General features: G+C 62.2%; 14 protein-coding genes. 9 read left to right on the top strand and 5 right to left on the bottom strand.

Going from position 1 to position 14,688, the window contains the following annotated elements:
• Positions 1-45: 45 nt before the first annotated feature.
• The 4 genes from CXQ81_RS30425 to CXQ81_RS30410 all read right to left on the bottom strand — a co-directional run bounded on the left by CXQ81_RS30425 (position 46) and on the right by CXQ81_RS30410 (position 1,631).
• Complete coding sequence (locus CXQ81_RS30425; protein ID WP_101339324.1) at positions 46-462, bottom strand: DUF3010 family protein; 417 nt, start codon at positions 460-462, stop codon at positions 46-48.
• Between the two features lie 33 nt (positions 463-495).
• Positions 496-864, bottom strand: a complete 369-nt coding sequence (locus CXQ81_RS30420) for a helix-turn-helix domain-containing protein (protein ID WP_087089476.1) — start codon at positions 862-864, stop codon at positions 496-498.
• Entirely contained in the window at positions 803-1,057 is a 255-nt protein-coding gene (locus CXQ81_RS30415) for a type II toxin-antitoxin system RelE/ParE family toxin (RefSeq protein ID WP_101339323.1), read from the bottom strand. Before CXQ81_RS30415 ends, CXQ81_RS30420 begins: the two co-directional genes overlap by 62 nt.
• A gap of 172 nt (positions 1,058-1,229) precedes the next feature.
• A complete protein-coding gene (locus tag CXQ81_RS30410; RefSeq protein ID WP_101339322.1) occupies positions 1,230-1,631 on the bottom strand; it encodes a lysozyme inhibitor LprI family protein in 402 nt (133 codons plus the stop codon).
• Positions 1,632-1,858: 227 nt separating this feature from the next.
• Here CXQ81_RS30410 and CXQ81_RS30400 point away from each other — a divergent pair, with 227 nt between their 5' ends.
• The 8 genes from CXQ81_RS30400 (at position 1,859) to CXQ81_RS30365 (ending at position 11,838) form a co-directional block, all read left to right on the top strand.
• A complete protein-coding gene (locus CXQ81_RS30400) occupies positions 1,859-2,836 on the top strand; it encodes a dipeptidase (protein ID WP_007926352.1) in 978 nt (325 codons plus the stop codon).
• Positions 2,837-2,999: 163 nt separating this feature from the next.
• Entirely contained in the window at positions 3,000-3,530 is a 531-nt protein-coding gene (locus CXQ81_RS30395) for a DUF5943 domain-containing protein (protein WP_007926354.1), read from the top strand.
• A gap of 15 nt (positions 3,531-3,545) precedes the next feature.
• Positions 3,546-5,606, top strand: coding sequence for a dimethylglycine demethylation protein DgcA (gene dgcA / locus CXQ81_RS30390; protein ID WP_007926356.1), 2,061 nt, complete (start codon positions 3,546-3,548; stop codon positions 5,604-5,606).
• Positions 5,607-5,746: 140 nt separating this feature from the next.
• The gene (gene dgcB, locus CXQ81_RS30385) at positions 5,747-7,696 is read left to right on the top strand and encodes a dimethylglycine demethylation protein DgcB (protein ID WP_101339321.1); all 1,950 of its coding nucleotides are present in this window, start codon (positions 5,747-5,749) and stop codon (positions 7,694-7,696) included.
• Complete coding sequence (locus tag CXQ81_RS30380; protein WP_101339320.1) at positions 7,696-8,916, top strand: electron transfer flavoprotein subunit alpha/FixB family protein; 1,221 nt, start codon at positions 7,696-7,698, stop codon at positions 8,914-8,916. Before dgcB ends, CXQ81_RS30380 begins: the two co-directional genes overlap by 1 nt.
• Positions 8,917-8,932: 16 nt before the next feature.
• Positions 8,933-9,703 (top strand): electron transfer flavoprotein subunit beta, encoded by a 771-nt coding sequence (locus tag CXQ81_RS30375; protein ID WP_007926363.1) that lies wholly within the window; start codon positions 8,933-8,935, stop codon positions 9,701-9,703.
• Between the two features lie 1,212 nt (positions 9,704-10,915).
• Complete coding sequence (locus CXQ81_RS30370) at positions 10,916-11,536, top strand: hypothetical protein (protein WP_007926364.1); 621 nt, start codon at positions 10,916-10,918, stop codon at positions 11,534-11,536.
• Positions 11,537-11,559: 23 nt separating this feature from the next.
• Positions 11,560-11,838 carry a hypothetical protein gene (locus tag CXQ81_RS30365; protein ID WP_007926365.1) on the top strand — a complete coding sequence of 93 codons (279 nt, stop codon included), beginning with the start codon at positions 11,560-11,562 and terminating at the stop codon, positions 11,836-11,838.
• A 65-nt stretch (positions 11,839-11,903) separates the two neighbouring features.
• On the opposite strand, the gene gbcA is transcribed toward CXQ81_RS30365, so the two are convergent.
• Positions 11,904-13,199 carry a glycine-betaine demethylase subunit GbcA gene (gene gbcA / locus CXQ81_RS30360; RefSeq protein WP_101339319.1) on the bottom strand — a complete coding sequence of 432 codons (1,296 nt, stop codon included), beginning with the start codon at positions 13,197-13,199 and terminating at the stop codon, positions 11,904-11,906.
• A 284-nt stretch (positions 13,200-13,483) separates the two neighbouring features.
• Between gbcA and gbcB the strand changes: the two genes are divergently transcribed.
• Positions 13,484-14,584 (top strand): glycine-betaine demethylase subunit GbcB, encoded by a 1,101-nt coding sequence (gene gbcB / locus CXQ81_RS30350; RefSeq protein ID WP_009045947.1) that lies wholly within the window; start codon positions 13,484-13,486, stop codon positions 14,582-14,584.
• Positions 14,585-14,688 lie beyond the last annotated feature (104 nt).

The following is a 14,688-nucleotide window of genomic DNA, read 5'->3' as shown; positions in this document are numbered from 1 at the left end:
GCCTGACCCAGCGCGTTGCCTGCGTCGCGAGCAAGAGAGACAGGATTACTTTTTCAGCAACGCCGCACAGGCGGTCTTGTACGCCTCATGCTGATACTTGTTCAGCGTCGCCGGCAGGTCGACGTTGTGCTTCTTGTTCTGCGCGTTGATGGTCTGCGGCGACAGCAGGGTCACCTCGCAGTTGTCCAGCAGCTGGAACACGCCTTCGATCTTGAAGGTGGTCGGGCCGCCGGCGAATTCGCCTTTTTTGCTGCGCTTCTTGATGGCGATGCGGCTGATGCCGTTGTCGCGGACGAAGGCGGCCACCTGGGCCGCGAAGGCTTTGACGTTGGCGGCTTCGTCATCGTCGTCCAGGGCGATTTTCTTGCAGGCGTTGGCCAGGTGTTGCGCCGTGCCGTCTTGCAGGGTGGCCAGGGCGAAGATGGCTTCGCTGCCTTTGATTTCGATGCCGCAGATGCTCATGGGAAAACCTTTTCTCGATGAATGGCGTGCAGCTTACAGTTCCAGCTGGTCGGCGCGAATGCCGAAGGCCGCGGCGATCTTCTCGCGGGTGGCGCGCCGAGGCTTGGCGACGCTTTCCTGCTGGGCGAAGGCCGGCTGGGAAATGCCCAGGCGCCTGGCGACCTCGTCCTGGGTCAGGTGCAGGTGCTCGCGCCAGGCGCGGATCGGCGTGGCGCCGTCAACGATGCGGCTGACCACGTCATGGGGGATCAGGTCCGGCTCTTGGCGTTGCGCCACATAGTCCGCATAAGGGATCACCACGAACGCCGGCTTGCCGTCCGTGCCGTTGATGATCTGGATGTCAGTAGGTGCGTTCGTCACGTTTCTTGACCTCTTGAATACTGACCACTCTGATAGCGCCATCCCAGTCGAACAGGATTCGATAGTTGCCCACTCGCAGGCGATAGGCATAGGCGTGACCGCTGAGCGCCTTGACGTTGCCGGTGTCGGGCATGTCGCCGAGCAAGGTCACCGCGTCACGGATCTGTAGCTGATGGGCGCTGTGCAATCGCAGCAGTTGTTTGACGGCCTTACGGGTCCACAGGATGCTGTTCATGAACGAATATAAGCCTTTTATAAGATTAATCAATCTTTGCTTATATTCGCTCGCGGGCCAAGGCGAGAACCTTGTCCGGGTATTGCTCATGCTTCTGTAGGAGCAGGGGGGACGCCCAGTCCTTGCCCGCGATTGCGGTATTCCTGTTGTAGAAAAACTTGCGGCCGACTCGTTACTCCTGCCCGATCGACTCAAGAAATTCCGACCGTTCATCGCTCATGCGCGCCAGGCAGTCGGCCTGGGCAACGGCGTAGGCCTTGCTGCCGGGTTTGGCGGGGAAGGTATCGACGGCGCAGTCGGCGTCGCGCTGTTTCTGCCACAGCTGCTGGGCGTTCTGCACCTTGGCGGTGATGTCGGCCAGCTGCGCCTTGTCGCTGCCGTATTGCGTGCCCAGGCGTTCGAGCAGGCCCTGCAGGTTGTCGCTCAGCAGTTGCTCGGCGGTGGTTTTGTTGAAGGTGGCGCATTCCAGAGTCTGTTGATCCTGTTCGACGCTGTCGCACGGGGAGTTGTCGGCTTCTTCAGCCGCCTGTGCGCCCGTCGCCAGCAGTGCCAAAGCCAGGAAGATCGATTTCATTGCGTCGCAGCCCCCTCTAATCCAGTGATGCGGCGGATTCTGGCCCATGCGCATGACAAAGAACAGATGGGGCAAGGGACGCCCGGCAGACCCTTTGTCGCGGATTGACGCTTTCGGCAATTCCCCTGTCGTTTTTGCACCCGGCTGCCCGGGCACCGAGGCATATGCTGACCCCAAAGCGCCGGCAGACGATTCGGCGCATGAATTGCCAATAAGGGGACTGCCTGATGAGCCCAGCCGAATTGCACGCCGACAGCATCGTTATCGACGGGCTGATCATTGCCAAGTGGAACCGTGAGCTGTTCGAAGACATGCGTAAAGGCGGCCTGACCGCGGCCAACTGCACCGTGTCGGTGTGGGAGGGCTTCCAGGCCACGGTCAACAACATCGCCTCCAGCCAGAAGCTGATCCGCGAGAACAGCGACCTGGTGATGCCGGTGCGCACCACCGCCGACATCCGCAAGGCCAAGGAACTGGGCAAGACCGGCATCCTGTTCGGCTTCCAGAATGCCCACGCCTACGAGGACCAGATCGGCTACGTCGAGGTGTTCAAGCAGCTGGGCGTGGGTATCGTGCAGATGTGCTACAACACCCAGAACCTGGTGGGCACCGGCTGCTACGAGCGCGATGGCGGCCTGTCGGGCTTCGGTCGCGAGATCGTCGCCGAGATGAACCGCGTCGGTGTCATGTGCGACCTGTCCCATGTCGGCTCCAAGACCTCCGAGGAAGTCATCCTCGAATCGAAAAAGCCGGTCTGCTACTCCCACTGCCTGCCGTCGGGCCTCAAGGAACACCCGCGCAACAAGTCCGATGAAGAGCTGAAGTTCATCGCCGACCACGGCGGTTTCGTCGGCGTGACCATGTTTGCGCCGTTCCTGGCCAAGGGCATCGATTCGACCATCGACGACTACGCCGAGGCCATCGAATACACCATGAACATCGTCGGCGAAGACGCCATCGGCATCGGCACCGACTTCACCCAGGGCCATGGCCAGGACTTCTTCGAATACCTGACCCACGACAAGGGCTACGCCCGTCGCCTGACCAACTTCGGCAAGATCATCAACCCGCTGGGCATCCGCACCGTGGGCGAGTTCCCCAATCTCACCGAGACCCTGCTCAAGCGCGGTCACTCCGAGCGTGTGGTGCGCAAGATCATGGGCGAGAACTGGGTCAACGTCCTCAAGGACGTCTGGGGCGAATAACGCCAACCCTCCACAGCACACACCTGTAGTCGCTGCCGAAGGCTGCGATCGGCTCCGAAGGAGACGCGCTCCTGCGGCCCTCGGAAGGCTCTTCGAGCCTTATCGCAGCCTTCGGCAGCGGCTACGGATGCACCAATCCAAAAGAATTCCGGAGTTTTGAAACATGGCCAAGATCGCCCCACAACTGCCTATCGAAGTCGACAGCGAAACCGGTGTCTGGACCTCCGACGCCCTGCCGATGCTGTACGTGCCGCGTCACTTCTTCGTCAACAACCACATGGGCATCGAGGAAGTACTGGGCGCCGACGCCTACGCCGAGATCCTCTACAAGGCCGGCTACAAGTCCGCCTGGCACTGGTGTGAAAAAGAAGCCGAATGCCACGGCCTGGAAGGCGTCGCGGTGTTCGAGCACTACATGAAGCGCCTGTCGCAGCGCGGCTGGGGCCTGTTCAAGATCCAGGACATCGACCTCGACAAGGGCACCGCCAGCGTCAAGCTCGAACACTCGGCCTTCGTCTATGTGTACGGCAAGGTCGGACGCAAGGTCGACTACATGTTCACCGGCTGGTTCGCCGGCGCCATGGACCAGATTCTGGCCGCCCGCGGTAGCAAGATCCGCACCGTCGCCGAACAGGTCTACGGCGGTTCCGAAGAAGGCCACGACGATGGCCTGTTCACCGTCAAGCCGTTGTAAGCGGAGTTAAGAAAAATGGCTTTCGAAGCGATGTTCCAGCCGATCCAGATCGGCAAACTGACCATCCGCAACCGGGTGCTCAGCACCGCGCACGCCGAGGTCTACGCCACCGATGGCGGCATGACCACCGACCGCTACGTGAAGTATTACGAAGAGAAAGCCAAGGGCGGTATCGGCCTGGCGATCTGTGGCGGTTCGTCCGTGGTGGCCATCGACAGCCCGCAGGAATGGTGGAGCTCGGTGAACCTGTCCACCGACCGCATCATTCCGCACTTCCAGAACCTGGCCGACGCCATGCACAAGCACGGCGCCAAGATCATGATCCAGATTACCCACATGGGCCGCCGCTCGCGCTGGGACGGTTTCAACTGGCCGACCCTGATGTCGCCGTCGGGCATCCGCGAACCGGTGCACCGCGCCACCTGCAAGACCATCGAGCCGGAGGAGATCTGGCGGGTGATCGGCAACTACGCGCAAGCTGCCCGTCGCGCAAAGGCCGGCGGCCTGGACGGCGTCGAGCTGTCCGCCGTGCACCAGCACATGATCGACCAGTTCTGGAGCCCGCGGGTCAACAAGCGGACCGACGAATGGGGCGGCAGCTTCGAAGGCCGGATGAAGTTCGGCCTGGAAGTGCTCAAGGCGGTGCGCGCCGAAGTCGGCGACGATTTCTGCGTGGGCATGCGTATCTGCGGTGACGAGTTCCACCCGGACGGCCTGTCCCACGAGGACATGAAGCAGATCGCCAAGTATTACGACGACACCGGCATGCTCGATTTCATCGGCGTCGTGGGTTCGGGTTGCGATACCCACAACACCCTGGCCAACGTGATTCCGAACATGAGTTATCCACCGGAGCCGTTCCTGCACCTGGCCGCCGGGATCAAGGAAGTGGTCAAGGTTCCGGTACTGCACGCGCAGAACATCAAGGATCCGAACCAGGCCACCCGCATCCTCGAGGGTGGTTACGTCGACATGGTCGGCATGACCCGGGCGCACATCGCCGACCCGCACCTGATCGCCAAGATCAAGATGGGCCAGGTCGACCAGATCAAGCAGTGCGTGGGCGCCAACTACTGCATCGACCGCCAGTACCAGGGCCTGGATGTGCTGTGCATCCAGAACGCCGCGACCTCCCGTGAATACATGGGCGTGCCGCACATCATCGAGAAGTCCACCGGGCCGAAACGCAAGGTGGTGGTGGTCGGCGCCGGCCCGGCCGGCATGGAATCGGCGCGGGTGGCGGCCGAACGTGGCCACGACGTGACCCTGTTCGAGAAGAAAGAGGCCATCGGCGGGCAGATCACCACTGCGTCGAAAGCGCCGCAGCGCGACCAGATCGCCGGCATCACCCGCTGGTATCAGCTGGAGCTGGCACGGCTGAAGGTCGACCTGCGCCTGGGCACCGCGGCCGATGCCGAGACCATCCTCGACCTGCGTCCGGACATCGTGGTGCTGGCCGTCGGCGGGCATCCGTTCCTTGAGCAGAACGAGCACTGGGGCGCCGCCGAAGGGCTGGTGGTCAGCAGCTGGGACGTGCTCGACGGCAAGGTCGCGCCGGGCAAGAACGTGCTGGTCTACGACACTATCTGCGAGTTTACCGGCATGTCGGTGGCCGACTTCCTCGCCGACAAGGGCAGCCAGGTCGAGATCGTCACCGACGACATCAAGCCGGGCGTGGCCATCGGCGGTACGTCGTTCCCGACCTACTACCGCAGCATGTACCCCAAGGAAGTGATCATGACCGGCGACATGATGCTGGAAAAGGTCTACCGCGAAGGCGACAAGCTGGTGGCGGTGCTGGAGAACGAATACACCGGCGCCAAAGAGGAGCGGGTGGTCGACCAGGTGGTGGTGGAGAACGGCGTGCGGCCCGACGAAGCGATCTACTACGCGCTCAAGGAAGGCTCGCGCAACAAGGGCCAGGTCGACGTCGAAGCGCTGTTCGCGATCAAGCCGCAGCCTTCGTTGAGCCAGGCGGGCGACGGTTATCTGCTGTTCCGCATCGGTGACTGCGTGGCGCAGCGCAACACCCACGCGGCCATCTATGACGCCCTGCGGATCTGCAAGGATTTCTAAGCCATACCTGTAGCCGCTGCCGAAGGCTGCGATCGACTGCGAAGCAGTCGTGCTCTTGAGTTCGCAGGGAAGTCCTGCGGACTTCATCGCAGCCTGCGGCAGCGGCTACAACGACCGAGCTGGTCTTTGGGAGCTCCACCATGTTGAACACCCTTCTTCCCATCCTGCTGTTCGCAGCCATCGGCCTGGCTGTCCTGGGCGCGTTGCGGCGGGTGGCCATGTGGCGCCGGGGCCGTGCGTCCAAGGTCGACCTGATCGGCGGCCTGCTGGCCATGCCCAAGCGCTACATGGTCGACCTGCACCATGTGGTGGCGCGGGACAAATACATCGCCAACACCCACGTGGCCACGGCCGGTGGCGCCGTGGCGTCCATCGTGCTGGCGATCCTGGTGCACGGTTTCGGCCTGCATAACCGCATCCTCGGCTACGCCTTGCTGCTGATGTCGGCGGTGATGTTCGTCGGCGCGATCTTCGTTTACCTGCGCCGTCGCAACCCGCCGGCGCGCCTGTCGAAAGGCCCGTGGATGCGCCTGCCGAAAAGCCTGCTGGCGTTCTCGGCGTCGTTCTTCCTGGTGACCCTGCCGGTGGCCGGGATCCTCCCGGAAAACTTCGGTGGCTGGGTACTGGCCGCGATCCTCGGTATCGGTGTGTTGTGGGGCGTGTCCGAGCTGTTCTTCGGCATGACCTGGGGCGGCCCGATGAAGCACGCCTTCGCTGGTGCCCTGCACCTGGCCTGGCACCGCCGTGCCGAACGCTTCGGTGGCGGCCGCTCCACCGGCCTCAAGCCGCTGGACCTGGAAGACCCGAACGCGCCGCTGGGCGTGGAAAAACCCAAGGATTTCACCTGGAACCAGTTGCTTGGCTTCGACGCCTGCGTGCAGTGCGGTAAATGCGAAGCCGCGTGCCCGGCCTTTGCCGCCGGCCAGCCGCTGAACCCGAAAAAGCTGATCCAGGACATGGTCGTCGGCCTGGCTGGCGGTACCGATGCCAAGTTCGCTGGCAGCCCGTATCCCGGCAAAGCCATCGGCGAACACAGCGGCAATCCGCACCAGCCGATCGTCAACGGCCTGGTGGACGCCGAGACCCTGTGGTCCTGCACCACCTGCCGCGCTTGTGTCGAGGAATGCCCGATGATGATCGAGCACGTCGATGCCATCGTCGACATGCGCCGTCACCTGACCCTGGAAAAGGGCGCCACCCCGAACAAGGGCGCCGAAGTCCTGGAAAACCTGATCGCCACCGACAACCCGGGCGGTTTCGCCCCGGGCGGGCGGATGAACTGGGCGGCGGACCTCAACCTGGCGCTGCTCGGCGAGAAGAAAACCACCGACGTGCTGTTCTGGGTCGGCGACGGTGCCTTTGACATGCGCAACCAGCGCACCCTGCGCGCCTTCGTCAAAGTGCTGAAAGCGGCCAAGGTCGACTTCGCGGTGCTGGGCCTGGAAGAACGCGACAGCGGCGACGTGGCCCGGCGCCTGGGCGACGAGGCGACCTTCCAGCTGCTGGCCAAGCGCAATATCCAGACCCTGGCCAAGTACAGCTTCAAGCGCATCGTCACCTGCGACCCCCACAGTTTCCATGTGCTGAAAAACGAATACGGCGCCCTCGGCGGCGAGTACGTGGTGCAGCACCACAGCACCTACATGGCCGAGCTGATTGCCGGCGGCGCCTTGAATCTGGGCCAGCACAAAGGCAACAGCGTGACCTATCACGACCCGTGCTACCTGGGCCGCTACAACGGCGAGTACGAGGCGCCGCGCGAGGTCCTGCGCGCCCTGGGGATCGAGGTCAAGGAAATGCAACGCTCCGGTTTCCGCTCGCGCTGCTGCGGCGGCGGTGGCGGCGCGCCGATCACCGACATCCCGGGCAAGCAGCGGATCCCCGACATGCGCATGGACGACATCCGCGAAACCGGCGCCGAGCTGGTGGCCGTGGGTTGTCCACAATGCACCGCGATGCTCGAAGGCGTGGTCGAACCACGACCACTGATCAAGGACATCGCCGAACTGGTGGCCGACGCCTTGCTGGAAGACGCCGCGCCTGGCAAGCCGGTGACCCCGGCCAAACGTGAACCTGCGGAGGCCCACTGATGAGCGACATTATCCGCCGCGACCCGCGGGCCGAATGGATCGCCCGTAACCGCCTGCACCCGCTGCACGCGGCCATGCAGCCGGCGCAGCACAGCTGGATGGGGCCCAACGGCATCCTCCGCAAGAACCCCCACGGGATCGGTTTCATCGGCCCCAACGGCATCAAGCGTATCGACCGCAGCGGCGCCCAGCAGGGCGGGGCGGTCAAGCGCAGCGCCGCGGTCGAAGTCCAGCTGCCGCTGCATCAGGTGGCGCAGCCGGCGTTCTACATCAGCGTGGTGCCGGACATGGTCGGCGGCCGCCTGAGCAGTCACGACCGCGACCTGCTGGGCCTGGCCCACCAGTTGGCCGGCAAGGACGGCGCGGTGCTGGCGGTGGTGTTCGGCGAGCATAAGGAAAACGCCTTCGCCACGGCCGGCGTCGACCGCCTGCTGGTGCTCGAGGGCAACGAATTCAGCGGTTATGCACCGGAACAACGGGTCCAGGGCCTGCGGGCTGTGGATAACCAGTTCAGCCCACGCCACTGGTTGCTGCCCGACAGCCGTACCGGTGGCGGCGAACTGGGCCGGCGTTTTGCCGCGGCCCTGGGCGAACGCCCGGCCACACGGGTCTGGCAGGTCAAGGACGAGCAGTGCATCGGCCGCGCCGGTGCCGGCTTGCAGGACCTGGCTCGACCGCTGGCGCGCTTGATCCTGGCCGCTGCCGAATGCGCGGAGCCGGTCAGTGAAACCCGCCACGAAGCCCTGCCGGTGGAGTTATCCACAACGGTGGCGCGCAGCCTGGCGCGAATCGAGGACCTGGGCGCGGTGGCGGTGGACCCGGCGGCGATTCCCATGGCCGAGGCCGAATTCATTTTCTCCGGCGGCAACGGGGTCAAGGACTGGGAGCTGTTCCACAAAACCGCCGCGGCCCTGGGCGCCACCGAAGGCGCGTCGCGGGTGGCGGTGGACGATGGCTTCATGGCCCGCGACCGTCAGGTCGGCGCCTCGGGCACTTGGGTCACAGCCCGGGTGTACGTGGCGGTGGGGATTTCCGGGGCGATCCAGCACCTGCAGGGCATCGGTGCCTGCGACAAGGTGGTGGCGATCAACCTCGATCCGGGCTGCGACATGATCAAACGCGCCGACCTGTCGGTGATTGGCGAAAGCGCCGAGCTGCTTCAAGCCTTGATCGCGGCGGTAGAGGCCTACCGCAACGGCGCCAAGCGCGATGCGGCTTAAGGGAAGGACAGAGCTTATGAGTACCAATGTGATCAGCCTGGTGTCCATCGGCGCCCACCCGACTTCCGGCCGGCCCCGGCGCGCCGAGCAGGATGCGCGGGCGGTCGAGCTGGGGCTGCAACTGGCCGGGGACAGGCTGCAGGTGCTGCACGCCGGCGATATCGCCGAGCCGGCCCTGCGCGCGTACCTGGGCATGGGCCTGGAACAGATGCACGTGCTGGAGCAGTCGGCCGGTGCCGATGCGCTGCCGGCGCTGACCGATTATCTGCGCGATGCCGGGGCGCAAGTGGTGCTCACCGGCAGCCAGGCGGAAACCGGCGAAGGCTCGGGCATGCTGCCGTTCCTGCTGGCGGAAAACCTCGGTTGGCCGCTGGTGGTGGGCCTGGCCCAGGTGGAATCCATCGACGGCGGCGTGGCCCTGGTGCTGCAAGCCCTGCCGCGCGGCCAGCGCCGTCGGCTGAAGGTGCGCCTGCCGTTCCTCGCCACTGTGGATAACGCCGCGCCCAAGCCGCGGCAGAGCGCCTACGGCCCGGCCCGGCGTGGGCTGCTGCAGGCGCGGCAGGTGGAAGTGCTCGACGATGAGTTATTCACCAGCGCCACCCTGCAACCGGCCAAACCGCGGCCCAAGCGCCTGAAAGTGATCAAGGCCAAGAGCGGCGCCGACCGCATGAAAGCCGCGACCGCCAAGGCCAGCGGCGGTGGCGGCCAGGTGCTCAAGGGTGTCAGCGCCGAAGCCGGGGCCGAGGCCATCCTCAAGCTGCTGATCGAAGAAGGCGTGGTCCGCTAGGGTCTGGCCTGTCGCACTATCGTTATCGCGAGCAAGCTTCGCTCCTACAGGGGCGCGGCTTGCCAGCCACTGATTTCCCTCCTGTATCCACGGTTACCCACAATCCCTGTGCGCGCCTCTGTGGATAAGATGTTCGTCCCTCTCTGCAAGCCTCGCCAATCAAGCGCTACAGCGCGTTGTACGAAAAACGATCAAGCTAAGTCGAGGTTTTTCCGAAGGTTTTTTCTGTGGATAAGGAGCTCCCTCGATCCTCCGCCGCTGCCAAGTTGCCCCCAAAGTCTGTTGGCCTCTTTGTGGATAAGATGTTCGCTGTCCGTTGAGAGCCTTATAAACAGCGGCTTCCATAGGGTTGATCAAAAAACAGTCAGTTCCGGGGTTTTGCCCTGCCGGCAGCACTGAAACCTCGATATTTCGCGCTATTCGGCGGTTTTCCACAGCTCGCTGCCCTTGGCCGCAAAGTTGCCCCCAAAGTCTGTTGGCGCTTCTGTGGATAAGGTGTTCGCCTTCATCTGCGGGCCTTTAAAAACGTGGCTTACAGAGCGCTGTTCAAAAAATGAACAAAGTCTTGTGGAAAAGGCCTTTCCGGATAAGTCACGGATTTTCTTCAGGTTCTGCCAGTGAATCCGCCGGCTGAAAGCCGAGTTGCCCACATTTGCTGTGGGTGGAGGTGTGGATAACTTGTTCGCGGTCTTCTGTAAGCCTTGGCGGGTGGTATCTCGACGGGGGCGATCATTTTTTATACAGCTTGGGGGTGACCCTCTCGTTTGTTTCGGGCTCGGATAAAACCTGAGTGAGGTTTGGTTTATATATTCAGCCTGCATAAATGCAGTTTCCTATGGGTATAAGTGGCTGTTTGACGCCTGATGGGCACGCGGCTTTACTCTTTCAAACAAAAGGAGTGGGGCGGATTTTCAAGGGCAATAGTCGAGTTCTTCGGCTGCACTTCAAGATAATCCATGACAGGAGTCAAACATGAAAAGCATGTTTTTGTTTCTGCACTTCCCTAATAGCTGATACCGAGTCTGGTTGATCGGTGAAAGTGCTATCTCCAACGTCCTTCCGGTTGATGAAGTCCACGATTGATTTTTGGAATTAATAAAGGCTGATTCTGAATGATGGACTCGGGAGAATTGCGGGCGTTATGAACGTTACCGTTCCCGCGAGTGAAAGGCACAAGAGTGCCGGTTGTTTAAATTACAAGGAGTTATTGAAATGTCCGAAGCATCCAAAGCAAAAACCAAGGCCAAGCCTGTTGCTGCACAAGGCAAGGAAGCCTATGTCGAGTTACTCAACGAAATGCGTGTGCATGCGAAAAGACGATTGTCGGGCGAGGCCAGGGGCCTGCTGATGGCTTCGCCGCACCTGCAGCAGATTCACCTGCGCAGTCTCTACGTCACCAAGAGTTCCAATGATCCTGCGGTGCGGAACCTCGAGCCTCAGGCCCGGGAAGTGGGGGAAAGCCAAGCTGATCAGTCGGAGTCCGAGCTGGTCAAGGCTACGGAAAGTTTTCAGAACTCGGGTTCGACCGACACCACGGACTACAAGAAAAAGCTCGAAGAGTTGCGTAAGCGGGACAAGGAATCAGCAGATAAACGCATCGACAAGATGTATGACGCGGCGATCGAGCAGTTGGACCAATACCCCCAAAGCGCTGATGCGGTGGTTGGGTTCATGGAAACTTTCGGTGGCCTGTTCAATACCGTGCTGGACAAGGTCAGCGAGTTTTTCACCGAGATTGGCAAGAATATCCTCAATTGGTTGAAGAACGTCTGGGAGAAAATCACTAATACATTCAACTCGATCGTCAGTTGGGTCACTGGCTGGTTCTCTTGACCAGCTGAAATAGTGAGGTGGCTATGAACAAACCTGTCGGTCCACCGCCTTTTATTGATAATCATCAGCCTGAGTGGGACAGGGCTTTTTATATCGAGGAAGGTAGAGCGCTGGCTGCTAACAAGGCCCGGCTCGATGTACTTCGGCAGCACGATAAAAAGAAAACCCAGGAAAGAATTGACGGCTTGTATGACGATTTGCAACGACGTATCGATCCGAATTACAAGCGTGCGCCCAATATCGAAGACTTGGGAAATATCTTTGATACAGCGCAGGACATCATTCACGCCTGGAACTGGTAGTAGCCACTTCACGTCATAAAAAACCGCGAGCATGCTCGCGGTTTTTTATGGCCGGGACAGCGCGTTTAGCCGTGAACCGGCACGCCCTTGAGGTACGGAGCCGGTTCGGCGCCGAGGTTGCTCAGCATGCGTTCGCTGTACCAGTCCACGAAGTTGACCACGCCGAACTCGTAGGTCTTGGAGTACGGGCCTGGCTGGTAGGCGGTGGAGTTGATGCCGCGCTGGTTTTCTTCGGCCAGGCGACGGTCCTGGTCGTTGGTGGCGTCCCACACCTGGCGCATGCGCGCGACGTCGTAGTCCACGCCTTCGACCGCGTCCTTGTGCACCAGCCACTTGGTGGTGACCATGGTTTCCTGGGCGCTGATCGGCCACACGGTGAACACGATGATGTGGTCGCCCATGCAGTGGTTCCACGAGTGCGGCAGGTGCAGGATGCGCATCGAGCCCAGGTCGGGGTTCTTGATCCGGCCCATCAGCTTGGCGCAGCCCTGCTTGCCGTCCATGGTCATGGACACGGTGCCCTTGAGCAGCGGCATGCGCACGATGCGGTTGCGCAGGCCGAAGCTGGCGTGGGCGTAGGGGATCTTCTCGGCATCCCAGGCGGCGGCCGAAGCGGCCACGTGGTCCTTGAACGCCTGGTCGGCGCGCGGGTCGGTGACGTCGTCCCACTCCAGCAGGGTCTTCAGCAGTTCCGGGTGCGCACCGCCGCAGTGGTAGCACTCGCGGTTGTTTTCCAGCACCAGCTTCCAGTTGGCCTTTTCCATCAAGGTGGTCTGCACCGCCACCTTGGTGTTCTCCATGTCGTAGGGTTCCATGTAGTGCGTCAGGGTCGCCAGGAAGTCATCGATGGCCGGCGGGTTCTCGGCCAGCGAGATGAAGATGTAGCCACCGGCGGTCTTCACGTTCACTGGCTTGAGGCCGTACTGCTTCATGTCGAAGTCGGCGCCCATCTCGGTGCCGGCGAACAGCAGGCGACCGTCCAGCTCGTAGGTCCACTGGTGGTAGTGGCAGACCAGCTTGGCGACCTTGCCCTTGTCGCTGGTGCACAGGCGCGAACCGCGGTGGCGGCAGACGTTGTGGAAGGCATGGACCACGCCGTCGGCGCCACGGATCACGATGATCGGATTCTTGCCGACCTGCAGGGTCATGTAGTTGCCCTTGGTCGGAATCTCGCAGGTCATGCCGGCGATCAGCCATTCCTTCTGGAAGATCTCCTGCATGTCGATATCGAACAGGCGCTCGTCGCAGTAGAACGGCTGCGGCAGGGAAAAGGTCCGCTCGCGTTCTTGGAGCATTTGCGCGGTGGCCTTGCGTGCGGGTTCCAGCGGATCGCCCAGGCTCAGGGTTGCGGTGACGTCCATCGTTTTGGTCCTCATGGCCATCTGTGTGGCCGGCGAAAGTGGCTACGGTTGGTGCGACGCAAGGCTGAAAAATCAGCGGTTATCAGTTGAGGCGAGTGTGGGGCCGGCGCGGCCCGGAACCTTATCCATGGGCGACATGGCCCAATCTGTTCCCGACGCGCAAGCCCCGGTGGTTGGGGGCTGGTCGCGATAAGTATGTGAATGTCGCAGATAGGTAAATGGGTGTTCATGGGCCTGCGCACAATCGCCACCATAAAGGCCGGCAGTCGGCCGTGGAGATCAGCATGTCCAACAACTTCCTGAACCCGGTAACCACCCAGACCTGGGCCAATGGCCGACACATCGTCCGTTGCGTCAAAGTCATCCAGGAAACCTGGGACGTGCGCACCTTCTGTTTCATGGCCGACCAGCCGATCATGTTCTTCTTCAAACCGGGGCAGTTCGTCACCCTGGAGCTGGAGATCGAAGGCCAGCCGATCATGCGTTCCTACACCATTTCCAGCTCGCCCTCGGTGCCGTACAGCTTCTCGGTGACCATCAAGCGCGTCCCGGGCGGCAAGGTCTCCAACTGGCTGCACGACACCCTGCACGAAGGCCAGGAACTGGCGGTGCACGGGCCGGTGGGGCTGTTCAACGCTATCGACTTCCCGAGCCCGAAAGTCCTCTACCTCAGCGGCGGCGTCGGCATCACCCCGGTGATGTCCATGGCGCGCTGGTTCTACGACACCAACGGCAATGTCGACATGGTGTTTATCCACAGCGCCCGTTCGCCGAAGGACATCATCTATCACCGCGAGCTGGAGCACATGGCGTCGCGGATCGACAACTTCAGCCTGCACCTGATCTGCGAGAAACACGGCCTGGGCGAGCCCTGGGCCGGTTATCGCGGCTACCTGAACCACAAGATGCTGGAGCTGATGGCTCCGGACTTCCTCGAACGCGAAGTGTTCTGCTGCGGCCCGACGCCGTACATGAACGCGGTCAAGCGCCTGCTCGAAGCCAGCGGCTTCGACATGTCGCGCTACCACGAGGAATCCTTCGGCGCGACGCCGGCGGAAGCCCGTGCCGACGCCGTGGAACAGGCCGAGCAGGCCGCCGAGGCGCCGGAAATCGACATCGCCGACCTGCACCAGGTGGAGTTCACCGCTTCGGGCAAGAGCATCCGCGTGGCGCCGGGCGAGACCGTCCACGCCGCCGCGGCCAAGCTCGGCCTGATGATCCCCAAGGCCTGCGGCATGGGGATCTGCGGCACCTGCAAGGTGCTCAAGCTGGGCGGTGAAGTGGAGATGGACCACAACGGTGGGATCACCGAGGAAGACGAAGCCGAAGGCTACATCCTGTCCTGCTGCAGCGTGCCGAAGGGGGATGTGCGGGTCGAGTATTGAGTGACGGACCGGTAGCCCGTAGCCGCCGCCGAAGAATGAGGCTGCGATCGGTTGCGTAGCAACCGTGAACCCGGAGCTCTCGGTGCTTCTGACCTATCGAGGGG

This window comes from Pseudomonas sp. 09C 129, from assembly GCF_002843625.1.
GTDB lineage: Bacteria > Pseudomonadota > Gammaproteobacteria > Pseudomonadales > Pseudomonadaceae > Aquipseudomonas > Aquipseudomonas chlororaphis.
Note: the sequence above shows the minus strand (reverse complement) of the source record. Positions and strands in the feature narration are given on the sequence as shown.